Source organism: Arthrobacter sp. NPDC090010, assembly GCF_044748305.1.
Taxonomy (GTDB): Bacteria; Actinomycetota; Actinomycetes; order Actinomycetales; family Micrococcaceae; genus Arthrobacter_E.
The window spans coordinates 198,508-223,272 of sequence record NZ_JBIVFT010000005.1; the positions used below are offsets into that span (position 1 = coordinate 198,508).

The window sequence follows — 24,765 nt, forward strand, 5'->3', positions numbered from 1 at the left end:
TTTGGAGGATCATCCCGTGCGTCTTTCTGCGCTCGGCCGAGCTTTCGCCCTCGCCTCAGCCTCGGTCATCACCACCTCCGCGCTCGCCGCCTGCTCGCCTCCCGCTGCGGATCCGGCGGCGGGTGCCTCGTCCGGGACGCACCAGGTGGAGCACGCCCGCGGCACCACCACCGTGCCGGACGCTCCGCGCCGCGTGGTGGTCCTCGAGCCCGTCGAGCTGGACACCGCGGTCGCCCTGGGGGTGACCCCGGTGGGCGCCGCCGTCGCCAGCAATGTGGCCGGCATTCCGAAGTATCTGGGAGTCAGCGGGGTGAGCCCTGTGGGGACGGTCCCGGAGCCGGACCTGGAGGCGGTCGCGGCCCTCAAACCGGATCTGATTCTGGGGACCGAATCACGGCACTCGAAACTGTACGAGCAGCTGGCGGCGATCGCGCCCACCGTCTTCATGAAAACGCAGGCGGACCCCTGGCAGAAGAACGTGCTTCTGATCGGCGAGGCACTGGGGCAGCGGGAGAAGGCTCAGGGGCTGCTTGACGGCTTCAACGACCGATGCGAGAAGATCAGGCAACGGTTCGACGTCAAGGGGAAGACGACGAACCTCATCCGGCCCCGGGATGAGACCACCCTGAGTCTCTACGGACCCACCTCGTTCGCCGGTGGAGCCCTGACGTGCGCCGGGCTCACCATTCCCGAGCAGAAATGGGAGGACGGCCTGCAAGCCGACATCTCCCCGGAGAACATCGCCAAGGCCAAGGCGGACTACGTGTTCGTGACCACCTCCGATGTGCACGACCCGTCCACGATTCCCTCCTCGGTCCGGCAGAACAGTTCCCTGTTCACCTCGGTCACGCCGGTGGACACCAGTTACTGGATCTCGGGCGTGGGGCCGAAAGGCGGAGAGCTGGTCCTGCACGACATCGAAGACTTCCTCTCAGCACGGCGGTGAGCGGAACCCGGACACAGGCTCTCGATGGTCCGCGGCCGCATCCCCGGCTTCGTGCCGCTCGCTTTCCCATCAGCCTCCTCATCCTGTCCGTTGCCCTCCTGGGCGCGGTGACGCTCTCCCTCATGATCGGATCCAATCCGCTTCCGCTCCACGCCACTCTGGAGGCACTGCAGGGCGGCGGTTCCCCCGAAAGCCGGTACGTGGTACAGGAATTGCGGGTCCCCCGGACCGTCACCGGGGTCATCGTCGGCACCGCCCTGGGGGCGGCCGGCACCCTGATCCAGGCCTTCACCAGGAACCCCCTCGCGGACCCCGGGATCCTCGGGGTGAACGCCGGCGCGGCCTTCACAGTGGCAGTGGGGATCGCCCTCTTCGGAGTGCGGGAGGTCTCCGGCTTCGTGTGGCTGGCCTTCCTGGGCGCCTTCGCGGTCACGGTCTCCGTCTACCTGATCGGCTCCTCCGGACGGGGTGCGGCCGATCCTCTCCGTCTGACCCTGGCGGGTGTGGCGCTCGGAGCGGTGTTCTCCGGAATGACCACGGGAATGGCGCTGAGCAATCCGGATGCGTTCGATCAGATGCGCTCCTGGAATGCCGGCTCCCTGCTGGGACGCGGCTTCAGCGTGATCGTTCCGGTCCTGCCCTTCGCCGGACTGGCGGTCATCGCGGCGCTCGCCCTCGCCCCGGGCCTGAACGCCCTGGCCCTCGGGGAGGATGTCGCCCGGGCACAGGGCGCGAACGTGGCGGGAATCCGGGTGGGGGTGATCGTGGCGGTGACCGTCCTCGCCGGCGCCGCCACCGCACTGGCCGGTCCCATCTCCTTCATCGGCTTGATGGTGCCGCATGTGGCCCGCTGGATGTCGGGTCCCGACCAGCGCCGGATCGTCGCCGTCTCACTCGTGCTGGCACCGGTGATCGTGCTCCTCTCCGATGTTCTGGGGCGGGTCCTGATCTCCCCGGCCGAGATCCCGGTCGGGATCATGTCCGCCTTCGTCGGGGCACCCGTCCTGATCGCCCTGGCCCGGCGACGGAAGGCGAGCACCCTCTCATGACGCCCCCCAGAAGCCTGGAAGCACTCCCGACCGGGTATCGTCGCCGGGTGCTGCGCGCTGGCCGGTACACCCTGACGCTGCGCGTACGCAGCATCCTGGTGGCGGGCACCTTGCTTCTCGCGCTGGCCGGCCTGAGCCTCTCGGCCCTCGGCCTAGGCACCTATCCACTCGCCCCGGACGCCGTCATGCGGACACTGCTGGGCGGAGGCGGAGCTCTGGACCACACGGTCGTCTTCGAGTGGCGTCTCCCCCGTACCCTGGCGGCGATCACGCTGGGCGGGCTCTTCGCTATCGCGGGCGCGCTCTTCCAGACCGTGACCCGCAATCCGCTCGCCAGCCCGGACGTCCTCGGCTTGTCGAACGGCGCCTTCACCGGCATGCTGCTGACCGTCGTGCTGTTCTCCGCCGGATGGCCCCTCATGACGGCCGGGGCTGTCCTTGGAGGCGTCGCCACGGCCGTCCTCATCTGGGCATTGGCCCGGCGGAACGGAACGCAGGGGTTCCGGCTCATCGTGATCGGCATCGGGATCGCCGCGCTGCTCGCCTCGGCGAACACCTGGATGCTCCTCGAGGTCGAGCTGGACACCGCCATGTTCGCTTCAGCGTGGGGAACCGGTTCCCTCAACGGGGTCACGGCGGCACCTCTGGCCGGAGCCCTGCTCTGCGCCCTGCCGTTGCTGCTCCTCGTTTCCGGTCTGTCTCCGCGCCTGCGGCAGCTGGAACTCGGCGACGACGTGGCCACCGCCACGGGTGCCAGGCCAGGAGCCCTCCGGACGCTCGCCCTGCTGACCGCCGTCGGTCTCGTCTCGACAGCCACCGCCGTGGCGGGCCCGGTGGCATTCGTCGCACTCGCCGCACCGCAGATCGCCCGCCGGCTCGCCGCCACGCCGCATCTGTCCTTGACGCTCTCCGCTCTGGTGGGGGCGTTCCTGCTGCTCGCCTCCGATCTGGTCGCCCAGCACGTCCTTCCCGTCACCCTGCCGGTAGGCGTTGTGACGGTCTCGGTCGGAGGCCTCTACCTCGTCGTCATGATCATCCAGGAGATCCGCCGCCGTGCCTGACAGTCACCCCACCCCCACCGGCTCAGCCCGCCTTCACGCGGAGGACGTGACCCTCGGCTATGACGGCCCACCCATCATCACCGAACTGAGCACGACGATTCCGGACGGCTCATTCACCGTGATCATCGGCCCCAATGCCTGTGGCAAGTCCACCCTCCTGCGCGGGCTGTCACGTCTGCTCAGCCCGCTGCGTGGGCAGGTGGTCCTCGACGGCAAGTCGATCGCCGCTCTGCCGGCCAAGGACGTGGCCCGCCGGCTCGGCCTGCTGCCCCAGACCGCTGTCGCGCCGGACGGCATCACGGTGGCCGATCTCGTCGCCCGGGGGCGCTATCCGCACCAGGGCCTGCTGCGGCAATGGTCCGCGGCGGACGAGGCGGCCGTGCAGGAGGCCCTCGAAGCGACCGGCACCCTCGATCTGGCGCCGCGACGGGTCGACGAGCTCTCCGGCGGCCAGCGCCAGCGCGTCTGGGTGTCGATGGTCCTCGCCCAGCAGACCGACCTCGTGCTGCTCGACGAGCCGACCACGTTCCTCGACGTCGCGCACCAGGTGGAACTCATGGAGCTGTTCGCTCATTTGAACCGTCAGGGCCGAACGATCGTCGCCGTCCTGCATGACCTCAACCACGCTGCACGCTACGCCGGCCACATCATCGCCATGCGCGACGGCCGGATCGTCGCCGCCGGGCCCCCTTCCGAGGTGGTCACCAGTGCCCGTGTCGAGGAGATCTACGATCTGCCCAACACCGTGATCCCCGACCCCTTCACGGGTGGACCACTCGTGGTCCCCCGGCCGATGCCCCTCCCGCTTCCGGAGGAGGCAGGACGGTGACCCGTTCAGGGAGTCCAGGCCGGCCCTGGGCGTACAGCGCCTTTCCGGTGGTCGTCGCGCGGAAGACGCGTCTGTCGCCGGGTTTCATCCGGATCACCTTCTCCGGAGCGTCCCTCCGGCATTTCGCCCCCTGGGGGCTGGATCAGCGCATCAAGCTCGTGCTTCCCATGCCGGACGGCACACGTCCCGACTTCGGCCTGCTGGAGGAGCCGACGCCGCATCCTCAGCAGTGGTACGCCCGTTGGAAAACGCTGCCCGAACAGTGCCGGAACGTCCTGCGGACCTACACCCCCGCGGCGGTACGGCCGGAGGACTGCGAGATCGACGTGGACCTGTTCATTCATCAGCCTGCCGGACCGGCATCCCTCTGGGCGGAGAGCTGCCCGATCGGCGAGGAACTCGTGATCACCGGGCCGGACATCCGCGTCGGCCATACCGGCTACGGGATTCACTATGCGCCACCGGCCCCACCCACCCGGGTGCTGCTCATCGGTGACGAGACGGCTCTTCCGGCGATCAGCAACATCCTTGCCCGGACTCCGGACACGGTGCCTGCCGAGGTCTTTCTGGAGCTCGCGGACCCGAGGGACAACACGCTCCCGCCCCTGTCCCCGGCGGCCCGGCTCCATCTCATCGACCGCGCAGGGCCTCCCGGCGCGGGTCTCGATCAGGCGGTGCGGGAGTGGGGAGCGCGGCACGGCGGAACTCTCGTCGAGGTTCCCGGCACCTACGCGTGGATCGCCGGAGAAGCGAAGACGACGACGCAAATCCGGCGCCACCTCAGCACCACCCTGGCGCTGCCGAAGGAACAGATCGCCTTTCTCGGGTACTGGCGGCTCGGCGGCCCCCTGGTGGGGTGAGGGGCCGGCTCGCCGGCGGATTGTATACGGACCGTCGGGACACGGAGCCGTCCCCTTGCCACGCCGGCATGGCAATACAGCGATACGACCTCTGAAAAACATCTTCACCGGCCTGTCTCCCATCACAAAGGCGATCGATCAGGCGCAGGCAGGACCGTCGGCAGAGACCGCCGGTTGCCCACCGTCGAAGGTATACCGGACAGGCAGAAGCGTCCCAGCCGAACTCGTCACATCCACACGAGCCCGAATGGCGACCAGCTGGCCGACGATCAACTCCTCTGAATCGGGTTCGCGCGATCTTCGATTGCGAGAGTGGGGACGAGGATAGTGTTGTAACCCTTAGTCGTTGACAACATCTGAATCAAAGGGCGCGCGCTCCTGTGGAATCGGAACCGGGTGGCCACCCGCCTTGGCAACGAGACGGCAGCTAACAAGTCGATGGTTTACGACTCCGTCGTGGGCAATGATCCACGCGCCGACAACAACTTGGTCACCTGTCCGAGACCGCGTGGCTACTCCGAATACTGAGAACAACCCGTACGGTTCTTGCTCAAACTCTACGGAAACCAGGTCTCCATGAGACACGGCGACGGCATCGAAGACGCTTCCATCGGGTACCACATCACTATCTGAATGGAGCTTCTTCACGTCATTGTCGGGGTTACGGGCGACCAGCTCCCCTGACTTGTCAGTGGTCTCGACCTTTGGTCCTGCCAACATCTGGCCACCAATGACGAAGTCGCCGAGCCCAGTCATGTGCACCAGCCCCGAGACCATGAAAACACCGTGTCGTTCGTTGGCGAAGAGAACCCGCAAAGTATCCCCCACCTCGATGGCACCGAGTTCCCGTTTCATCTCTGCGACAGCTCTGCGACGAGGTGCCTGAAGCAACGAATCCATACCCGGACTTTAGCAGGAGCACTGAACTCCTCGGCTCAAGGGCATCCCTTGTCACAACGCCGACGAACCACATAGCGCGTTCTCAGAGCATCACGAGAACAATGAAGTCTGCGCCGAGGCAGGACCAGGTAAGACGGTGGCGGTGGTCGGGGACGGCGCCGTCGGCACCCAGGAGTCGATGATGCAGGCGGTCCGGGCCACCCGGCCGGGCGGCCATCTCGGCTATGTCGGCGTCTCTCACGACGTCGCGCTCCCGGGACGCGAACTGTTCTTCTCCGGCATCCACCTACACGGCGGCCCCGCACCCGTGCGCCGCTTCCTGCCGGAACTCATCCGCCTCATCTGGGACCGGAAGATCAACCCCGGCAAGGTCTTCGATCTGAGCCTGCCCCTGAGCGAGGCTGCCGAGGGCTACCGCGCCATGGATGAGCGGCGCGCCATCAAGGTGCTGCTGGAGGTGTAGCTTTCACGGCACGAGGATCCCGCGCAGTCCGATGCCCGCCTTGAGTTCATCGAAGGCCAGCTGCGCTTCAGCCAGTGGGCGCGTGGTGCCGACCAGTTCGTCCAACGGCAGACGCCCTGCGAGAAACAGATCGGCAAGACGTGGGATGTCGATCGCAGCGACGCTGGAGCCGTAGTTGCACCCGAGAATCCTTTTGCCTTGGTCCGCCAGCTCGAAGGCGTCGAGCTGCACTTTCGCTCCGATGGGCGGCATGCCGACGACGACGGCGGCCCCGCCCGAGCGGATCATGGACGGCAACTGTTCGATGAGCCGCGGGCTGCCCACCGCTTCGAAGGCGTAGTCGGCTCCCCCGAGATGCTCCTGGCACCAGGCGGGCACGTCCACCGTGGCGCCATCGAGCGTGACGGTCGCGCCGAAGCGCTCGGCCGCCGCCCGACGCTCCGCGGAGAGGTCCACGGCGACGACCGTGCCCGCCCCGGCGAGTCTGAGGCCCATGACCGTCGCCAGTCCCACGCCGCCGCAACCGATGACGACGGCGGTCTCCCCCGGCCGCACCTGCGCGGTGTTCACTGCGGCGCCCACTCCGGTGGTGACGGCACAGCCGAGCAGCGCACCGACCTCGAACGGCAATTCGGAGGCCACCTTGACCGCCGCGGAACGCGGCACGATCACCGATCCTGTGAACGCTCCGAGGCCCAGGAACGGCCAGAGTTCCTCGCCGTCGGAGCGGAACGCCGTGCCGCCGTCGGGCAGGACGTTCTCCACCGCCCGGGTGCCGGTGCACAGCCACGCCTTGCCGGAGGCGCAGCGGTCACAACGGCCGCAGGGAGCGAACCAGGACAGGACCACGTGGTCGCCCGGTTCGAGGTCGACGCCGTCGCCGACCGCCGTCACGATGCCCGCCGCCTCGTGGCCGAGCACGAGCGGACGGTCCTCGGGCCAGTCGCCGTTGAGGATGTGCAGATCCGAATGGCAGACGCCTGCTGCACGGATCTCGACGGCCAGTTCCCCGGTGCGGGGTTCGCGCACCGAAACCTCGCGGAGGGTCAGCCCCTCCCCCGGTTCGAAGACGACGGCGGGGGTCGTGGCGTTCATCGTTCGGTCTCCTTCTGGAGGGTCGGCGTTGCAGTCTTGAGATGAGGTTTTCTGATGGCCAGGTAGACCAAGCCGATCACGATGAGAGCGCTGAAGACCAGGATGACGGCCCACACCTGGACCCAGGTGCCGTCGGCCGGGGCCAGTTCGGCGCGCGGCCAGGCCACGTTGATCACTTCGAACGTCAGCCAGAGCACGGCCAGCACGTTGACGAGCAGACCGAAACGTCCTGGGGCGAAGGACCCTCGGCGCGGGTCCCAGCGCCGGGTCAGACGAGCCCAGAGTGCCACGGCGGCCACGATCAGGAAGACGATGTAGAAGCCGCCGGATCCGAAAGAGATCAGCGTCGCCGCGGCGTTGCCGTTCAGACCGAGCAGCAGACCCGCAGCTGCCAGGAGCGCCGTGACTACGAGGGAGACATGCGGGATCTCCTTCTTTCCGATCCTGGACAAGGCTCCGGAGAACGGAATCTGACGGTCGCGGGCGAAGCTGAACACCATCCGGCCGATGTAGGTCTGGATCGAGACGGCGCACGCGAAGAAGGCGATGAGGACGACGGCGATGAACGGCCTTTCGCTCCAGGAACCGAACGCTTCGGTGACGGAGGCCAGCACCGGGTCGGCCACTTCGCCCGTGACGGCGCGGGCCGGATCGTGCAGCGAGAGGGTGACGGCCGTTCCGCTCAGGAGGACGGTGACGCCGACGAAGAGGAACGACCGCAGCATCGCCCGGGGTACGGTGCGCCGCGGCTCGTGGGCTTCCTCGGCCACCTGGGTGGTGGCGTCGAAGCCCAGGAACGCCCAGCCTGCGACGGCAAGACACGTCAGGAACCCTGCGAACATCGAGCTTCCGGAATTCTCCTGCGCGCCGAGCGTCTGGAACAGGGTGCCCAGGTCGTTGTGGAGGAAGAAGACGAGCAGCAGCACGCTGACGGCGATCGAGGCGACGCCCTCGGCGATGATGCCCGCGCTCAAGAAATGTTTGACCGGGTTCACGCCGAGAAGATTGATGCCCAGGGCGACCACCAGGAACACCGCACCGTACAGCACGAGACTCCAGGCGCCGTCGGACGCGTCTCCCAGCAAAGCCTTCATCCAGCCTCCCCCGAGGTAAGCGACCGTCGAGAGGGAGGCGATCGCGGCGACGAGATACACCCAGCCCGTCAGCCAGCCGAGCCTCGGTCCGGCCAGCCTGCGAACCCACTGGTATACGCCACCCGTCATGGGGAACTGCGAGGAGAGCTGGGCGTAGACGATGGCCACGAAGAACTGACCGATGAAGGCCACCAGGACAGCCCAGATCCACTGTGGTCCGGTGAAGACGAAACCGAGCTGGACCACCGCGTAGATGCCGACGACGGGAGAGATGGTGGCGAAGCCGAGGGCGAACACCGACCAGAGTGAAAGCGAGCGTTTCAGCTCCTGCTGGTAGCCGTAGCCGGCGAGTTCGTCTTCGTCGGCCGGGGGCGCGGCCACCGGCGACGGTGATGGCTTGCTCATATCGATTCCCTTTCGTCGTTGAGGGGTGAACCGACGGCCGGGGACTGTGCGTTCCTGTGGATCCGCTGGGGTACCCGTGCCGTTGGACAACGACGTTATGAGCAAAAGTCGCCGGTGAGAAGCAGAAAATGAGGCCAGTCTGATGATGAATGCCCATTCGCCCTATAGTTGAGCAAAACATGATGATAAAGGTCTATTTGGACTGGATTTCCTTGCAAATCGTCCAAGGTCCTTGAAGCAGTTTGGAGGTCTTCCATGGACCAGCGCGACCCGTTGACCCCGCAGGTCCTCAGGGCACTGCGAGAGGATGGGCGCGCCAGCTACACGGGAATCGCGGACTCGCTCGGCGTCACCAGGAAGCGGGTGACCCAGATCGTTCAACGGGCTGTGGACCGCGAGGAGGTCATCTTCACGGTCTCTGTCAGCCCCGATCTGCTCGCCTTGCAGCGTTTCGGGTATCTTCAGCTCCGGCTCGATGGGCCGGTTGCGCCGGTCCGAGGCGCCCTCATCGCGATGCCGGAGACGACTTTCGTCGCGGACATCAGCGGCGAGTCTCCGATCGACGCCGAGATCAGGGTGGGCGCGGATCCGCATCTGCAGCAGACCATGGACCGGATCAGGAGCCTCCCCGGCGTGCGGGACATGCAGACGCACCTGTACGAGAGCATCGAGATCAATCTCTACTCCCCACTCATCACGGGCCACACCGGCTTTTCGCTCGACGCCACCGACCGGGCCATCGTGCGTCAGCTTCAGATCAACGGGCGGGCGTCCTACCGTGAGCTGGGTGATGCCGCCGGCATTTCGGCGGGCGGTGCTCGGCTCCGCCTGGGACGTCTGGTGGGGCACAACGCCGTCAAGGTCGTCGGAATCCCCGTCCGGCGTGACAGTCCGGATCTGCTGACCCTGGGCGTCGGCATCCGCGTACGCGGTGAGTTGAAGGCCGCTCTGGAGGAGGTCCGCAAGCTGGAACCGGAGTTCCTGGCAGTCACCATCGGCACCTATGAGCTGATCGCCACGCTCACGGCCGCCACGGCCGAGGAACTCCTCGAACTCACCGAACGCCTGCGTTCGAGCCCCGAAATCGCCGGAATCCACACCTGGATCAATCTGCGCACGGTGAAAGAGGAATACGGCCGGGGTGATCAGCTGGCCGACGATTGACCGCTTACGTCTAGATTTCCACGCCCGACGACGGCGCCAGGTGTTCGGCCATGAAGCGCGCGGCGTCCACTGCGGAGTCGACGGCGGCCTCGGTGAGCTGCCCGTTCGGGTCCAGGGGGTGCGAGGCGAGGGTCAGAACGGCGGTGGATCTGGGGCGTGGCAGGCCCGATGTCCCGGAGCTCCAAGCTGTCCAAGACTCAGCGGGCCATCGTCCTGCTCACGCAGCAAGGCGGTCCAGGTCGCCGGGACCGGCGGCCTGTCACTGTAGGCCTTTCCCGTGGGGCTCCTCCATTCCAAGGTTCCCCCGCCGACCTGCTGAACGGTCCATTGCGAGTGATGTTTCAGCAGATGATGCCGTCGGCAGAGCCCGGCGAGGTTGCCGACCGTCGTCGCGCCACCATGCATCGCATCCTCGGTGTGATCGACATCCAGCCAAGCGGCCCCAATGCAGCATCCAGGGAAACGGCATCGGCCGTCCCTGGCCGACAGGTAACGGCGGAGTGCCGCACTCGGACGGTATCTGTCCACCGCCAGCACGTCCCCCGAGACCGGGTCGGTCAAGACCCGGTTCCAGCCGCTTGCGGCTCCGGCCAGGAGCCGCGCCGATTCCGGATCCAGGACGTGGTGACCGTTGAGTTCGGGAGCCACTCGCAGAGCGTGAGATTCGCCGCCGCCGAAGGCAGGTTGGACAGGCAGAAGTGTCCCCGCCGGAATCGTCACGTCTACGCGGGCCTTGATGGCGGCCAATTGGCCGTCCGGATCATCCAGGCCGTGAGGCGTCCCCTGCAGCAAGAGCTCCGCCAGAAGATCGGCGCGGAGCTGGGCTGGTGTTCTGGGCTGGTGTTCTGGGCGGGGCCAGCGTTCTGGGCTGGGCCGGCATCCTGGGCTGGGCTGCCACTCCAGGCTTGCCCAGCGCGTTCAGCTTCGCAGGACTCTTATCGCCACCGCGAGGCCTGTTCTCTGCGTGAGCCTCGGCCATATCGCTCAGGCGGCGGTGGACTCCGTAGGCAACTGCGATCGGAAGGAGCGCCGTCAGTTCCGCCATGCCGTCGAGCAGCGGCGTCACCCAGACCCTCCGCTCACACCGAGCCTTGTCGAAACGGCCTTCGAGCGGCTCTGGCCGCGATTTCTCGGCTTCCCGCTCCGCGAACCGCCGCAGCCGATTGGGTGTCTCGTACTCCGCACGGGCCACGACCACGGCTTCGTACGCATCCCGCGCCGCTGATTCGTCCAGGTCGATACCGGCTTCCCGGATCACTCGGGCATGGGCCAGGCCGATCCGGCCGTCACCCAACGCCTTCATCGTGGATGGAAACCGCGTCACCAAATCCCACGCCTGACCCATCTGACGCTGAACGGAACGGTCGCTCGTCCGCGTCGCGGCCCCGATCTCGGCTGCCACCGAGCGCTGTGCGAGCTCAGCCGCACGAGAGTCCCACTGCACGGCGTCGAATCCCGCAGGCGCGCCGTCGTCGTCCATCAGCATCGGAGCCAGCTCTGCGGCCAGGGCAAGGAGGACCTCGCGGCTTGCCTGCATCTGGGCGATGGTCCGGTCCGTCGCGACGATCGCGTCGGTCAGCGCTCCGAGTGCATCCAAAGGATCCGCCGCATGATCAGCGGCGGACATGTCCCGGGGCCGCGTTCTGTCCTCCATGACCCCATTTTTCTCCGGGGGTCTGACAATAATTTCCGTGGCAGGGGACGGTCAGGAACTGCTCGGCATCAGCCCTGGAGGACCGCCAGATCGGCCGGATCTCCGTCCCAGGTCCCGGTGTTTTCGAGGAAGTCCAGATAGCAGTGCATGGCGGCGCCCAGGAAGTCGGTGAGCTCCTGTTTGCCGTCGACGCTCGTGGCCAGCACATCGTAGGCCGCGACGAACGATTCCGGAACGAACGCCGTCACCGAGACCTGCCCGGTGGCCTCGGCAGAGGTGAACACGAGGTCCTGAACCACGTCGAGGACCGCGGCAGCATTCCAGAGCCCGACGGGCTCCTCATTCGTTTCGAACCACTCCACGAAGGCCGGCATCACGACGTCGACAGCACGGCGCACCTTGGCGCGCAACGCCTGCTCGGCCTGTGCGGCCGCCCCGGTACGCACCGCGTTGCGCTTCTTCTTCGCCACTTGAGACTCACTTTCTTCCAGATCCGGACCATCCAACCGAAATCTATCCTGAGGCGTCTCCGTCTGATGGCGACTATGTGCTCGGTGGCGGATCGTTCTTCCAAATACCGTAAGCCAGACCCGATTCCCGATGTTTGATCTAATTGAGCTTGATATGCTCCCTTATCAGCAAATCGGACCATTTGAACCCATTTTTTGCATGGCACTCTGAGCATATCGAACCAACACTCGGGAAGGAGACCTGGTGCTACGCACATCGGACGCGCTGATGTCCCTGTCTGATGTTGCGTCCGTCGCGCAAGTGCAGCGACCTGTCGTCTCCATGTGGCGCAAGCGCCACGCCGACACAAGCAACCCGTTCCCGGCGCCGGCCGCGACTATCAACGGCACCGAGCATTTCTCCGCGGATGATGTGGCCGCCTGGTTCAGCGCCACCGGCAAGGGGAACAATCCGCAGGCCGCCCTGGACACGGCGGCCCGCGTTCTCCTCCCGGAGGACACCGGCACCCTGACCGCGATGCTTGCCCTCAGGGCTCTCGCCGGTCAACCGCTAGGTGCCCTCTCCTCCACGGAACTCCTTGATCTTACTGATGAGCTGGATCCGGACGATGAGCTACTGATGCGCCAGGACATCAAGACAGACTGGACGGACCGGGAGGATGTCCGCACCAAGCTCCGCACGTCCATCAAACGACTCCTGGTCGAGAACGGTTATCCGCCGGACAGGCAGCAGGGCGCCATCATGTTGATGATGGCGACGATGGCGGGACGGTATGCGGGGGTGGGGAGGTGACCACGCTGGGCCAGATGGCGTCTAGCCAACCTCCCGTGATTGATGGACCGGATACCGCGCTAAAGCTACTGGGCGTCGATTGGTCCGACGCGGTCAGCGCAATCGGAACGGCAGCAGCAGTAGTTGTCTCGTTGCTCCTTGCACTTTCAAGCTGGCTAAAGAGTAAGAAGGCGGACACTCGGCTAAGAGCAACCGAAGAAAAACTAGAGCTTGATCGACAGCGAAGGGAAGCCAATCTGGTTTCGGCATGGATCGAAGACCATTATCTGCCTTCCCATGATGGTACGCACTACATTCGCCAACTGTCAGCACACCTAGCCAACGAGGGTAATCTTCCGGTTCACAACGTGGCTGTGGGATTTACATGCCCTAACACAGGGGCAGAGTCGAGGGTACGTATGGGACCGCTTTCAGTCCCGCCGGTTGTTCCGACGTTAGCGCCGCGGACTCATCGCACTTGGGATCTAACACTTGCGCTGCTGGCATGGTCAGACGAGCACTTCTCGTACATCGATGACATTCGCACTGATGTTCACTTCAGTGACAGCTACGGCTCTAGGTGGCATAGGGGATCAGACGGAGTTCTTTGCTCAGACGACACCGCCGATTCTCCGCTTTTCACAGAATTGTCCACCGAAGATGGAATGCAGCAGCTCGGGCGCAACATCTCCGTGGCCAATCCAACCAGCATCGGGATAACGTTCGTCGCCGCGTTGCGTGACGCAGTGGCCACAGGAGACGTGTCAGAAGTTCTGGAATTTCTAGCTCCAATTCCAGCCTGGAGCGATATCGACCAGGAACAGTGCAGCAAGATTCTCGGCAGGATCGGAGGGCTAGGGTTCGCATCACATGTTCACTACCCTGCCCCTCAGGTAGCGTATCTTCGATTCGTTGACGAGCAGTCGATTGCGAAGAGGTCTCATAAGGCAGAGCTTGTCGAGATCGCCGGAGAGGTGATGACTCTGATCTTCTTGCCAGACCTCGGCTGGAGAATATTCACAATCGGCAATGCCACCTCGCCGGACGCCATCGAGTTTCCGGCGGGCTCTCTAGGCAACGACTGGAAACAGACAAGGCCCTGAGATGGAGAGCCGGAGGTTCTGGCCGATCAGCCACTGGACCGCAGGTGACCCCCAAATCTCGGGGTACTCATCGTTGGCCAGAGGCCAGGCAACCCTCAAAGCGTCACGGACGCCGCTCACTCACGCCGCCAGCTCATCGAAGATGAACAAACTCATGCGGAATCGGTCGACCCGACCGGTCTTTTCGGCCCAGGAGAGCAGAGAATCGAAGACCGATGTACGGCGCGCTGTTGGGCAGGAGGCTTCCGAGGCGTCTCGAATCTCCTCAAAGGCGCCTCCGAACAAAACAAACGAATCAGCTTCACCTACCCGTTCATAGTGCTCAGAAGACCCACGCTTAGCGCAAACCTGATGCATTGCAGTAGCCAAACCTACAAACACCAAATAATCAAAAATGCGCATACTGCCCGCTTTGCATTAATCGATGCTGATAGATTCGCCGATAGCCCGATAGAGCGCGAGAGGGATGATCGAAAATCCAGGACTCCTGGGCAGATCAACGAGACCGGCCGTTTGTCCAAGAAAGTTTCCAACCAAGTCGACAAATTTAGCCCGATTCAGGCTTCCGTCGAGGTTCGTTACATCGTCCACTTCGTTCGGAACGATCCGACTCCCAAGCTGCCCCACGACTCCGACCACAGTCCATTCTTGTTCCGCCAACCCATACCGTGAGATCAACACCTCGGGAGACGAATCGAGAAAACGTCTTCCCTCCTCAAGCCTCGCAGATACCACCGGGCCATCATGTCCTGCAGGACGGAGGTGGAGGTGAACCCCTTCACCAAACACACCCCGCGCCGTTCGGATCATCCCCGACAATTGCGCGCGCGGAACGTTCATAATTGGAACAATTTCGCCGCTCGGCAGGAGATCTTCAGGAAAAAGAGGCCCGGCAGCCGACTCACGCGCTGCCCGCTCGGAGCGCTTCTGCACGTCTGTCTTCGCCTTCGGAGGAACGATGGTCGCCCCTTGCTGCCGCCCTACTCCCATTTCTGAAAGGCCGTGCGCCGCAGTAGAGATTCCAACAATCGCGTCGGACATCTGCGCTGGTTGAAATAACGTTCCTGCGGCAGTGATTCTAAGTATCCGACCCGGCGCAGCTAATTCCTCAATCGAGGCCCAAGTTTCAATTTGCATTAGCTCATCCGAAACATCCCGAAGCAGCCCCATCGATTCAAGATCTGCCTCCAGGTCTTTAAACAGCGAATCGCCCAAGTTTCGTTCTATGGATTCTTGAGAAGACGATCCTGAACCCCCGCGCAGGATCTTTAAATCTGCCTCAATCTTCCTCTGTCGAGCAGCAACATTTGAAGCTTTCTCGGGAACGCCGTCGTATAATTGACTCGCTAATCCTGAAACTTTATCAAGGTCAACGTAGAGATACTCGCGCAAAAACATTCTAGCTCCGTACATCATTGGCCCCGCGGCCGCCGCCAGCTGTCTACCAGCTCACGGCCGCCCGATGGCTCCAATCGCATTCCGGCTGGCCGCAACGACGTGCCAGACTAATTCAGGTGCGCCAAGAACGGGCCTAAGCCGCTCCTTGCTGGAAATATGCCCGCGGCCGGTCACTTCGCGTGACCGGCCGCCGTGCATCAGACGTGAGGGATTAGAAGTCCCAGTCCTCGTCCTCAGTATTCACGGCCTTGCCGATGACATACGAGGAACCGGACCCGGAGAAGAAGTCGTGGTTCTCATCCGCGTTCGGGGACAGCGCAGACAGGATGGCAGGGTTCACGTCCGTCACGGAGGACGGGAACATCGCCTCGTAGCCCAGGTTCATGAGCGCCTTGTTGGCGTTGTAGTGCAGGAACTTCTTGACATCCTCGCTCAGCCCCACCGTGTCGTACAGGCTGTGCGTGTAGGCCACCTCGTTCTCGTACAGCTCGAAGAGCAGTTCGAAGGTGTAGTCCTTGATCTCCTGGCGCCTCTCCTCGGACACCAGCTCCAGGCCCTTCTGGAACTTGTAACCGATGTAGTAGCCGTGCACGGCCTCGTCACGGATGATGAGGCGGATCAGGTCGGCCGTGTTGGTCAGCTTGGCGTGGCTGGACCAGTACATCGGCAGGTAGAAGCCCGAGTAGAACAGGAAGCTCTCCAGCAGTGTGGAAGCCACCTTGCGCTTCAGCGGATCCTCGCCCTGGTAGTAGTCCATGACGATCTGCGCCTTCTTCTGAAGGTGCTCGTTCTCCAGCGACCAGCGGAAAGCGTCGTCGATCTCCTTGGTGGAGCACAGCGTGGAGAAGATGGAGCTGTAGCTCTTGGCGTGCACGCTCTCCATGAAGGCGATGTTGGTGTACACGGCCTCCTCATGCGGGGTCAGTGCATCCGGGATGAGCGACACGGCGCCGACGGTGCCCTGAATGGTGTCCAGCAGGGTCAGACCCGTGAACACCCGCATGGTGAGCTGCTGCTCGGCCGGGGTCAGGGTGTTCCAGGACTGGACGTCGTTGGACAGCGGCACCTTCTCAGGCAGCCAGAAGTTGTTCACGAGGCGGTTCCACACCTCGACGTCCTTGTCGTCCTGGATGCGGTTCCAGTTGATGGCCTCAACGTGGCCCAGCAGCTTGACCTTCTCGGTCATGAGTCGTCTCCATCCGAATATTTCTGTTGTTCTAAGTCTTCCACACAGTACTGACATGAGTCCTTACGAACGCCCTTGTTCGTATGGTGCCTCGTGTGCGCACTCCTTCGACTGGCCGGACGAGGTTGGCCTTTCCTGACCGCAGACATCTTGGCCCGTGTCTCGGCACTGGCAATTTTGCCAAAGTTCGGGTTGCCTGGCCCGGATCGGTCCCTGCTCAACTTAACCTTGGCCTCGTCACTCATCGTCCGTCCGAATCCCGGATGGTCGGCTCCGAACTTCCCGAAATTCGGATTCTTCTCACCCTGGTTTCGGCCTCTTCGAATCCTGCTCCACTCGGCCTTCTGCGCATCCGAATGACTCTTTCCAAAGAACGGGTTGAGTCGTCCCGGCCGGCTCAGTCCTGGCCGTCCCAGAGATCGCAGCCTGGCAGCTTCACGTTGTTCGGGTGTCCATTCGACTGCAGTGGGACCCACTCCACCCGCTGAGATGTTCAGCAATCGATCGCCTTCCTCCCGCAGATAGGCGATCCAGGCGATTTCAGCTTGTCCGAGCGCCTCAAGCCCTTCCACCCAATCAAGCTCATCGAGGACGACGGCATCAGGGTCTTGATTGCGCAACCAATCGTAGAACGGTGTCTTACGCCCGTCTCGCGCAGCTTTCAGGTGCTGCGACAGACGACGACCAGACGGCTTAGTCGTGAGGCCGACATAGCGATACTCAAATTCCCGCTTTAGTCGGATTCCATAGATCAAGCCGCCGGTCGCCGTCGTCATCGTGCTACCTAGCTGTCCCCATCAACACCATCACAGGGCACAGCTGACGCAGCCCTCGACTTCGGTGCCTTCCAGCGCGAGCTGGCGCAGGCGGATGTAGTAGAGGGTCTTGATGCCCTTCCGCCACGCGTAGATCTGCGCCTTGTTGATGTCACGCGTGGTGGCCGTGTCCTTGAAGAACAGGGTCAGGGACAGGCCCTGGTCCACGTGCTGCGTGGCTGCCGCATAGGTGTCGATGATCTTCTCGTAGCCGATCTCGTACGCGTCCTGGTAGTACTCCAGGTTGTCATTGCTCAGGTACGGGGCCGGGTAGTAGACGCGGCCGATCTTGCCTTCCTTGCGGATCTCGATCTTGGCCGCCACCGGGTGGATGGACGAGGTCGAGTTGTTGATGTAGCTGATGGAACCGGTGGGCGGCACCGCCTGCAGGTTCTGGTTGTAGATGCCGTGCTCCATCACGGAGGCCTTCAGCTCCAGCCAGTCCGCCTGCGTGGGGATGTGGTGCTCGCCGAAGAGCTCCCGCACCCGCTCCGTGGCCGGCGCCCATTCCTGCTCGGTGTACTTGTCGAAGAACTCACCGGAGGCGTACTTCGAGTTCTCGAAGCCGCCGAACTTCTGACCGGTCTCCATGGAGAGCTTGTTCGAGGCACGCAGGGCGTGGAACAGCACCGTGTAGAAGTAGATGTTCGTGAAGTCCAGGCCCTCTTCGGAGCCGTAGTGGACGCGCTCACGGGCCAGGTAACCGTGCAGGTTCATCTGCCCCAGACCGATCGCGTGGCTCTGGGCGTTGCCCTCGGCGACGGACGGCACGGAGTTGATGTAGGACATGTCGGACACTGCGGACAGTGCCCGGATCGCGGTCTCGATGGAGGCCCCGAAGTCCGGGGAGTCCATCGTCTTGGCGATGTTCATGGAGCCCAGGTTGCAGGAGATGTCCTTGCCCACGGTCTCGTAGGACAGGTCATCGTTGTAGATGCTGGGGGTGGAGACCTGCAGGATCTCCGAGCAGAGGTTGCTCATGATGACCTTGCCCGCGACCGGGTTCGCACGGTTCACCGTGTCCTCGAACATGATGTAGGGGTAGCCGGATTCGAACTGGATCTCGGCGAGGGTCTGGAAGAACTCACGCGCGCTGATCTTGGTCTTCTTGATCCGCGAGTCGTCCACCATCTCGTAGTACTTCTCGGTGACCGAGACGTCGGAGAAGGGGATCCCGTAGACGCGCTCGACGTCGTACGGCGAGAACAGGTACATGTCCTCGTTCCTCTTGGCCAGCTCGAAGGTGATGTCCGGCACGACGACGCCGAGGGACAGCGTCTTGATGCGGATCTTCTCGTCGGCGTTCTCGCGCTTGGTGTCGAGGAAGCGGTAGATGTCCGGGTGGTGGGCGTGCAGGTACACGGCACCGGCACCCTGACGGGCACCCAGCTGGTTGGCGTAGGAGAAGCTGTCTTCGAGGAGCTTCATCACGGGGATGACACCGGAGGACTGGTTCTCGATCTGCTTGATCGGCGCACCGTGCTCACGGATGTTGGTCAGGGACAGGGCGACGCCGCCGCCCCGCTTGGAGAGCTGCAGGGCGGAGTTGATGCCACGGGCGATCGACTCCATGTTGTCCTCGATGCGCAGCAGGAAGCAGGAGACCAGCTCACCGCGCTGAGCCTTGCCGGCATTGAGGAACGTCGGGGTGGCCGGCTGGAAGCGGCCGTCGATGATCTCATCGACCAGACGGGACGCCATCTCCTCGTCGCCGCGGGCGAGGTGGAGGGCCACCATGCACACGCGGTCTTCATAGCGCTCCAGGAAACGCTTGCCGTCGAAAGTCTTCAGCGTGTACGAGGTGTAGAACTTGAAGGCGCCCAGGAAGGTCTCGAAGCGGAACTTCTTCTTGTAGGCCCGGTTGTACAGTTCGCGGATGAAGTTCATCGTGTACTGATCGAGGGTCTCCCGCTCGTAGTACTGATTCTTGATGAGGTAGTCGAGCTTCTCTTCCAGGTCGTGGAAGAACACGGTGTTGTTGTTAACGTGCTGCAGGAAGTACTGATGAGCGGCCTCACGGTCCGCCTCGAACTGGATCTTGCCGTCCGGACCGTAAAGGTTCAGCATGGCGTTCAGCTCGTGATAACCCAGGCCCTTGAAGCTCTCCGGCAGCGGGACCTTGTCAGCCTTCACGGATGCCTCGTTCAGTTCTGGTTCTGCGACAGTCGTGTCCAAAACGTGTCCAATCCCTCGTTGACGCGGCGCACGTCGTCCGGCGTGCCCATCAATTCGAATCTATACAGGTGCGGGACATGGCACTTCACGGCGATGATGTCGCCAGCCATGCAGTAGTTGTCCCCGAAGTTGGTGTTCCCCGCACCGATCACGCCCCTGATCAGCTTGCGGTTCTGTTCGACATTCAGGAATTTGATGACCTGCTTGGGAACCGAACCGTCTCCCCCGGTCCCGCCATAGGTGGGCAGGACCAGAACATACGGTTCGGTGGCCAGCAGGGGAACTTCGGTGGGGAAGAGAGGAATCCGGCTGGAGTCCCTCCCGAGTTTTTCCACGAACCGCCGGGTGTTCCCGGAGGCCGAGGAGAAATAGATGAGGTGACTGGACGCGACGCGGAAGCTTCCCCTCTCCGCGTCCTGCCCATTGCTCGCGTCCCGCGCTCCGTGAGAGTCACGCGTGAGCGTTGCCATTCGAAGTCACCCCATCAAGTCTGTTGCCAGGTCGATTCTCTGTGTCAGTTCACGTCGCCGACGAGTCCGGCGGAGCCGGAACCCCGCCGCGGCCGCCTGCCGGAGTAGCCGGTGATCCCTGCAGAACGACGGCGCCGCCATCACCCTGCGCATTCAGCGCATCAGTGCGGCGGTCTCCGTCCTCAGCGATCTTCGTCCTCAGCGTTTCAGGCGACGGCGGTCGCTGCAGCGTCCAGACCGGCGATCTTGTCCGGGCGGAAGCCTGACCAGTGATCGTCATCCGTCACCACGACGGGAGCCTGCATGTAACCCATGTCCTTCAGCTTCTCCAGGGCATCGGCATCCTGAGAGACGTCCACGGTCTGGTAGACGACGCCCTTCTTGTCCAGAGCGCGGTAGGTCGCGTTGCACTGCACGCAGGCAGGCTTGGTGTACACCGTAACGGTCATGTCCCTCTCCCCTTCAGTCCTTGCTTTCACCGCGTCACCCGCACCGCTTTCACAAGGCTCCCGGCCTTGCGGTTCCAACTGCCGATCGGCGGGAATCCGCGGTGTGGGCCCTGCGGCCCGATTGCGTATGTCGATACTACATGTAGTGCAACGCCCCGTCTCGCACCCCAAGATGCTGTATTACAAGCATGTCATTCTATCCACCGTTTGTCCACAGTCCGAGGGGTTGATCTTGCCCGGATTTCCGGTGTTCCGGGGGTCTGCATCCACATGCTGTGCATGACTTGGCCACAATTAAATGACCGGCGTGTCGACGCTTCGCGGCGTGTCGCGTCTAGTGGTGATCCCAGCCACGGAACACCACGCACGAAGGGGTCCCACCCCCGCGGCCCACGCCCCCACGGAGCCGTCCGTCCGCCTAAACTGTCAAGGACCGTTCCATCGGGAACCGGCTCTGCTGGAAAGGCCCTCTGTGATCAACCCCGTCCATCTGCGCACCCTTCTCGCGGTGATCCGGCACGGCTCCTTCGCGTCCGCGGCACAACACCTGGGCTACACGGCGTCGGCCGTCAGCCAGCAGATCGCAGCACTGGAACGGGACGCGGGAGTGGAACTTTTCCACCGGAACGCCCGCAGCATCGTGCCCACCGACGCCGCACAGGCCATGGCTCGCCACGCAAGCAAGGTGCTCACCGACATCGAGGCCCTCATGGCCGCCGCATCACGGGCACAGGACGACTCACGCCAGGAACTCCGACTCGGAATCTTCCCCAGCCTCGCGACCTACGTCCTCCCCCGGATCATGCGGCATCCACGGTGGACCAGGCTCGGCATCGAGCTCAAAGTCTCCGTCGCAGAGCCCGCCCAGACCATCCAAGGGCTGCGGGATGGCGGCGAACTGGACCTCGCTCTGGTCTACCAGGTGGGCCAGAGCGGCCTGGCCTGGCCGCACACCATGCGCCGGCAGTGGATCGGCGACGATGACTTCCGGGTCATCGTCCCGGCGTCCTGGGGGTTCTCCCCCGAGGCCACCGTCTCGGCCGGCCAGCTTTCCGACATGCCCTGGATCATCCATCACCCAGGCACTCCGGACGCCGTGGTGATCGAACGCCTTTTCGCAGCCTGCGGGCTTCACCCCCGCGTCGTGGCGCACAGCGACGACTTCACGGCCAGCGTCGAGATGACCGCAGCCGGGCTCGGCGCCGCGCTGGTCCCCGAGCTCACCCTCGAAAAGAAGCCGGCCGGCGTCGTCGTGCTCAACGTCCCCGATATCCGTCTGGCCCGCAACGTCTTCGCCCTCCTGCCGTCCGGCTCGGGCAGCGCCCGGGTGGATCTGTTCCTCGAGCTGCTCGGAGACGGTCTCACCGAGGCCCTTTCACACTGAGCCCCCTCGGACGGGCGGATCCCAGTCCCTTCACCGCCTCGTGCCTCACGGGTGCGCCCGCGTAGCCCCGAAACGCCGGACCGGCAAGTCTGGAAATGGAACAGCCCAGGGGTCTATGTTGATGGCATGAGCACGGTCATCAGCGAGCATTTCGGACAGCTCGAACTCAATCACGGGGTGGCGCATTGCTTCGCGGCGAGGCACACGGTGCATGGGATCCCCGTGGAGATCGAGCTCAACTTCGCCGCCCACGAGCGGCCCGATCAAGCCTCCGTCCACAAAGCCGACTACCGGCTGCACTACCTCCCCGAACTGGTGGATCAGGTCCGGGAACTGATCGCGAATGAGCTCGACCAGGACGGCAGCCAGGTCCAGGAGTTCCGGCACTTCCACTGCAAAGGTCTGGACCCGGAGAAGCAATGGGAGACGTTCGGCGTCAGTGGCGACGTGGACACCACGGCCTTCACCCAGGCGCTCAAGCTGGGTCACGTCGGGATCTTCCCCGACCAGCCTGAACGGTACTTCGTCCTCGACTTCAGCCTCGGTGAACACTTCAGCGACGAAGTGCTGGTCGCCACCGCCGACGCCGACGGCGTGGTGGACGACGAGATCATCTGGTCCTGAGCACGGAGACAGTACGACGGCGGCGGGCCACCCAGCCAGGGTGACCCGCCGCCGTCGTCATGCGGCTCAAACTCAGACGCGCGCGCCGAGTTCCTCACGGACCGTCTTGGCGGCGGTGACGAGATTGCGCAGCGACTCCTCGGTCTCGGCGTAGCCCCGGGTCTTCAGACCGCAGTCCGGATTGACCCAGAGCTGGCGGCTGGGAACGTGCTTCACCGCGGTGGCGAGCAGCTCGGTGACCTCGGCCTCGCCCGGGACGCGCGGCGAGTGGATGTCGTACACGCCCGGTCCGACGCCGCGCCCGAAGCCGTGGGACTCCAGATCGTGGACGACCTCCATACGGGAGCGGGCAGCCTCAATGGAGGTCACATCAGCGTCGAGACCATCGATGGCGTCGATGATGACGCCGAACTCCGAGTAGCAGAGGTGGGTGTGGATCTGCGTGGCGTCCTGCGCACCGGCCGTGGCGAGGCGGAAGGAGTCCACACTCCACTTCAGGTAGGCCTGCTGATCGGCCTTGCGCAGCGGCAGAAGCTCACGCAGGGCAGGCTCGTCCACCTGAACGACCTTGATGCCCGCTGCTTCCAGATCGGTGATCTCGTCACGCAGGGCGAGGGCCACCTGATTGGCGGTCTCCCCCAGCGACTGATCGTCGCGGACGAAAGACCACGCGAGGATCGTCACCGGACCGGTCAGCATGCCCTTCATCGGCTTCTCGGTCAGCGACTGGGCGTACTCGGCCCAGGCGACCGTGATGGGGGCCGAACGGGTGACGTCGCCCCAGAGAATGGACGGACGGGTGCAGCGGGAGCCATAGGACTGGACCCAGCCGTGCACCGTCACGTCGAAGCCCTCGAGGTTCTCCGCGAAGTACTGGACCATGTCGTTGCGCTCTGGTTCACCGTGCACCAGGACGTCGTAGCCGAGCTCCTCCTGAAGGTCGACGACGCGCTTGATCTCGTCCTTCATGAGCTGCTCATACTGGGCCGCGTTCAGCTCGCCCTTGATGTTACGGGCACGGGCGGAGCGGATCTCGGACGTCTGCGGGAAGGATCCGATGGTCGTGGTCGGCAGCGGAGGAAGCTGCAGGGCCGCTTCCTGGGCCGCCTCACGGACGGAGTATTCGGAGCGGGCGAAGTCGGCTTCGCTCAGGGCCGCCGTGCGGGCCCGGACCTCCTCACGACGAACACCCTCCGCGGCGGCACGGGAGGCGATGACGGCCGAAGCCTCATCGATCGCAGCCCGTGCTGACGCCGGGTCCGCCAGGTAGGACGCCAGGGTCTTGACCTCCACGGCCTTCTGATCAGCGAAAGCGAGCCAGGACTTCAGCTGGTCCGAGAGCTTGCCCTCCTCGGCCACGTCGTGCGGGACGTGCTGGGTGGAGGTGGAGGTGGAGACGGCCACACGCGCAGCCGCGGCCTGGAGAGCGTCCAGCGTGGCAGCCGAGGCCGCGAGATCATTGCGCCAGATGTTGTGGCCGTCCACGACACCGGCCACGAGGGTCTTGGAGCCGAGACCTGCCAAGGCCGCCTCGGACGGTGCCGCACCCTTGAACACGTCCAGGTGCAGGGCATCGATGTTGCTGGCCGCGAGGGCGCCCAGCTGGCCGTCCAGCGCGCCGTACGGCGTGGAGACGAGGATCTGGGGGCGATCGGCGACGGCGGTGAGCACCTCGTAAGCGCGGGTGACCGCAGCATCGAGCTTCTCTGCAGGGATGTCCTGGTCGACCACCAGGGCCGGCTCGTCCAGCTGAACCCAGCTCGCACCGGCCGCAGCCAGCTTGCCGAGCAGTTCGGCGTAGACCGGCAGGATGTCCTCCAGGCGGGAGAGCGGCTCGAAGCCGGCCGGAGCATCATCGGAGGCCTTGGAGAGCAGAAGGAAGGTCACCGGGCCGACCAGGTACGGACGGGTCTCGATGCCATTGGCCAGGGCGTACTGGAACTCCTCGACCACGCGCTCCGAGGTCAGACGGAAGTCCGTCTCCGGGCCGATCTCCGGGACCAGGTAATGGTAATTGGTGTCGAACCACTTGGTCATCTCAAGCGGCTGCTGCTCCTTGGAGCCACGGGCGAGCGTGAAGTACCCGTCGATGTCCAGCTGTCCCTCGGCATTGAGGAGACGGCCGAAACGGGCCGGGATCGCGCCGAGGTGGGCCGCGGCGTCGAGCACCTGATCGTAGTAGGAGAAGGTGCCCGGAACGGCGGCTGCTTCGTCGAGGCCGAGTTCCACGAGGCGCTTGGCGCTGCTCAGCTGTATCTCCTTGGCGGCGACGTCAAGGGCGGCGGCGTCGATCTTCCCGGCCCAGTAGGCCTCCACGGCCTTCTTGAGCTCGCGGCGACGTCCGATGCGCGGGTAGCCGAGGAGACTGGCGGAGGGGAAAGGGGTCTGTGTGGTCATGA

At 64.3% G+C, this 24,765-nt stretch carries 23 protein-coding genes and 2 pseudogenes; 11 read left to right on the plus strand and 14 right to left on the minus strand.

Annotated elements, in window-relative coordinates; genetic code table 11:
• Positions 1 to 16 precede the first annotated feature (16 nt).
• From ACIPXZ_RS10010 to ACIPXZ_RS10030, 5 genes are read left to right on the plus strand one after another with little or no spacing between them, the layout of a single operon-like run.
• The gene (locus ACIPXZ_RS10010) at positions 17 to 946 is read left to right on the plus strand and encodes an ABC transporter substrate-binding protein (RefSeq protein WP_400593208.1); all 930 of its coding nucleotides are present in this window, start codon (positions 17 to 19) and stop codon (positions 944 to 946) included.
• Positions 943 to 1,995, plus strand: coding sequence for an iron chelate uptake ABC transporter family permease subunit (locus tag ACIPXZ_RS10015; protein ID WP_400593211.1), 1,053 nt, complete (start codon positions 943 to 945; stop codon positions 1,993 to 1,995). The genes ACIPXZ_RS10010 and ACIPXZ_RS10015 overlap by 4 nt, the downstream gene beginning before the upstream one ends.
• Positions 1,992 to 3,056, plus strand: a complete 1,065-nt coding sequence (locus ACIPXZ_RS10020) for a FecCD family ABC transporter permease (RefSeq protein WP_400593214.1) — start codon at positions 1,992 to 1,994, stop codon at positions 3,054 to 3,056. The genes ACIPXZ_RS10015 and ACIPXZ_RS10020 overlap by 4 nt, the downstream gene beginning before the upstream one ends.
• On the plus strand, positions 3,049 to 3,885 hold the full coding sequence (locus ACIPXZ_RS10025) for an ABC transporter ATP-binding protein (protein ID WP_400593217.1): 837 nt from the start codon (positions 3,049 to 3,051) through the stop codon (positions 3,883 to 3,885). Before ACIPXZ_RS10020 ends, ACIPXZ_RS10025 begins: the two co-directional genes overlap by 8 nt.
• Positions 3,882 to 4,745, plus strand: coding sequence for a siderophore-interacting protein (locus ACIPXZ_RS10030; protein ID WP_400593220.1), 864 nt, complete (start codon positions 3,882 to 3,884; stop codon positions 4,743 to 4,745). Before ACIPXZ_RS10025 ends, ACIPXZ_RS10030 begins: the two co-directional genes overlap by 4 nt.
• Before the next feature lie 339 nt (positions 4,746 to 5,084).
• Here the strand turns inward: ACIPXZ_RS10030 and ACIPXZ_RS10035 are convergent, their stop codons facing one another.
• The gene (locus ACIPXZ_RS10035) at positions 5,085 to 5,645 is read right to left on the minus strand and encodes a hypothetical protein (protein ID WP_400593223.1); all 561 of its coding nucleotides are present in this window, start codon (positions 5,643 to 5,645) and stop codon (positions 5,085 to 5,087) included.
• 106 nt (positions 5,646 to 5,751) lie between these two features.
• Between ACIPXZ_RS10035 and ACIPXZ_RS10040 the strand changes: the two are divergent.
• A pseudogene (locus ACIPXZ_RS10040) lies at positions 5,752 to 6,108 on the plus strand (hypothetical protein); the annotation flags it as partial.
• Between the two features lie 3 nt (positions 6,109 to 6,111).
• Here the strand turns inward: ACIPXZ_RS10040 and ACIPXZ_RS10045 are convergent.
• A complete protein-coding gene (locus ACIPXZ_RS10045) occupies positions 6,112 to 7,203 on the minus strand; it encodes a zinc-binding dehydrogenase (RefSeq protein ID WP_400593226.1) in 1,092 nt (363 codons plus the stop codon).
• A complete protein-coding gene (locus ACIPXZ_RS10050; protein WP_400593229.1) occupies positions 7,200 to 8,702 on the minus strand; it encodes an APC family permease in 1,503 nt (500 codons plus the stop codon). Before ACIPXZ_RS10050 ends, ACIPXZ_RS10045 begins: the two co-directional genes overlap by 4 nt.
• A gap of 255 nt (positions 8,703 to 8,957) precedes the next feature.
• Between ACIPXZ_RS10050 and ACIPXZ_RS10055 the strand changes: the two genes are divergently transcribed.
• Positions 8,958 to 9,866: an Lrp/AsnC family transcriptional regulator gene (locus tag ACIPXZ_RS10055; protein ID WP_400593232.1), complete on the plus strand. Its 909-nt coding sequence runs from the start codon at positions 8,958 to 8,960 to the stop codon at positions 9,864 to 9,866.
• 132 nt (positions 9,867 to 9,998) lie between these two features.
• Here ACIPXZ_RS10055 and ACIPXZ_RS10060 read toward each other — a convergent pair whose 3' ends face one another.
• The 3 genes from ACIPXZ_RS10060 to ACIPXZ_RS10070 all read right to left on the minus strand — a co-directional run bounded on the left by ACIPXZ_RS10060 (position 9,999) and on the right by ACIPXZ_RS10070 (position 11,990).
• Positions 9,999 to 10,514, minus strand: coding sequence for an HNH endonuclease signature motif containing protein (locus tag ACIPXZ_RS10060; RefSeq protein ID WP_400593235.1), 516 nt, complete (start codon positions 10,512 to 10,514; stop codon positions 9,999 to 10,001).
• Positions 10,515 to 10,626: 112 nt separating this feature from the next.
• Positions 10,627 to 11,520 carry a DUF222 domain-containing protein gene (locus ACIPXZ_RS10065; protein ID WP_400593238.1) on the minus strand — a complete coding sequence of 298 codons (894 nt, stop codon included), beginning with the start codon at positions 11,518 to 11,520 and terminating at the stop codon, positions 10,627 to 10,629.
• Between the two features lie 68 nt (positions 11,521 to 11,588).
• Positions 11,589 to 11,990: a hypothetical protein gene (locus ACIPXZ_RS10070; protein ID WP_400593241.1), complete on the minus strand. Its 402-nt coding sequence runs from the start codon at positions 11,988 to 11,990 to the stop codon at positions 11,589 to 11,591.
• A gap of 616 nt (positions 11,991 to 12,606) precedes the next feature.
• Between ACIPXZ_RS10070 and ACIPXZ_RS10075 the strand changes: the two are divergent.
• Positions 12,607 to 12,783: pseudogene (locus ACIPXZ_RS10075) on the plus strand (type I restriction enzyme endonuclease domain-containing protein); the annotation flags it as partial.
• A complete protein-coding gene (locus ACIPXZ_RS10080; RefSeq protein WP_400593244.1) occupies positions 12,780 to 13,865 on the plus strand; it encodes a hypothetical protein in 1,086 nt (361 codons plus the stop codon). The pseudogene ACIPXZ_RS10075 and the gene ACIPXZ_RS10080, both read left to right, overlap by 4 nt.
• 120 nt (positions 13,866 to 13,985) lie before the next feature.
• Here the strand turns inward: ACIPXZ_RS10080 and ACIPXZ_RS10085 are convergent, their stop codons facing one another.
• From ACIPXZ_RS10085 to nrdH, 7 genes are all read right to left on the minus strand, one after another.
• Positions 13,986 to 14,267: a hypothetical protein gene (locus tag ACIPXZ_RS10085; protein WP_400593247.1), complete on the minus strand. Its 282-nt coding sequence runs from the start codon at positions 14,265 to 14,267 to the stop codon at positions 13,986 to 13,988.
• 15 nt (positions 14,268 to 14,282) lie between these two features.
• Complete coding sequence (locus ACIPXZ_RS10090) at positions 14,283 to 15,263, minus strand: hypothetical protein (RefSeq protein WP_400593250.1); 981 nt, start codon at positions 15,261 to 15,263, stop codon at positions 14,283 to 14,285.
• A gap of 211 nt (positions 15,264 to 15,474) precedes the next feature.
• Positions 15,475 to 16,449 carry a class 1b ribonucleoside-diphosphate reductase subunit beta gene (gene nrdF / locus ACIPXZ_RS10095; protein WP_400593253.1) on the minus strand — a complete coding sequence of 325 codons (975 nt, stop codon included), beginning with the start codon at positions 16,447 to 16,449 and terminating at the stop codon, positions 15,475 to 15,477.
• On the minus strand, positions 16,446 to 17,225 hold the full coding sequence (locus ACIPXZ_RS10100) for an NUMOD3 domain-containing DNA-binding protein (RefSeq protein WP_400593256.1): 780 nt from the start codon (positions 17,223 to 17,225) through the stop codon (positions 16,446 to 16,448). Before ACIPXZ_RS10100 ends, nrdF begins: the two co-directional genes overlap by 4 nt.
• 30 nt (positions 17,226 to 17,255) lie before the next feature.
• Positions 17,256 to 19,397 carry a class 1b ribonucleoside-diphosphate reductase subunit alpha gene (nrdE, locus tag ACIPXZ_RS10105; protein ID WP_400593259.1) on the minus strand — a complete coding sequence of 714 codons (2,142 nt, stop codon included), beginning with the start codon at positions 19,395 to 19,397 and terminating at the stop codon, positions 17,256 to 17,258.
• Between the two features lie 11 nt (positions 19,398 to 19,408).
• Entirely contained in the window at positions 19,409 to 19,909 is a 501-nt protein-coding gene (gene nrdI / locus ACIPXZ_RS10110) for a class Ib ribonucleoside-diphosphate reductase assembly flavoprotein NrdI (protein ID WP_400593262.1), read from the minus strand.
• Between the two features lie 206 nt (positions 19,910 to 20,115).
• Positions 20,116 to 20,358: a glutaredoxin-like protein NrdH gene (gene nrdH / locus ACIPXZ_RS10115; protein ID WP_400593265.1), complete on the minus strand. Its 243-nt coding sequence runs from the start codon at positions 20,356 to 20,358 to the stop codon at positions 20,116 to 20,118.
• Positions 20,359 to 20,830: 472 nt separating this feature from the next.
• Between nrdH and ACIPXZ_RS10120 the strand changes: the two genes are divergently transcribed.
• Together ACIPXZ_RS10120 and ACIPXZ_RS10125 are read left to right on the plus strand one after the other, a co-directional pair.
• On the plus strand, positions 20,831 to 21,742 hold the full coding sequence (locus tag ACIPXZ_RS10120; protein WP_400593268.1) for a LysR family transcriptional regulator: 912 nt from the start codon (positions 20,831 to 20,833) through the stop codon (positions 21,740 to 21,742).
• A gap of 126 nt (positions 21,743 to 21,868) precedes the next feature.
• Entirely contained in the window at positions 21,869 to 22,366 is a 498-nt protein-coding gene (locus ACIPXZ_RS10125) for a DUF2004 domain-containing protein (RefSeq protein WP_400593271.1), read from the plus strand.
• Positions 22,367 to 22,438: 72 nt separating this feature from the next.
• On the opposite strand, the gene metE is transcribed toward ACIPXZ_RS10125, so the two are convergent.
• On the minus strand, positions 22,439 to 24,763 hold the full coding sequence (gene metE / locus ACIPXZ_RS10130) for a 5-methyltetrahydropteroyltriglutamate--homocysteine S-methyltransferase (protein WP_400593274.1): 2,325 nt from the start codon (positions 24,761 to 24,763) through the stop codon (positions 22,439 to 22,441).
• Positions 24,764 to 24,765 lie beyond the last annotated feature (2 nt).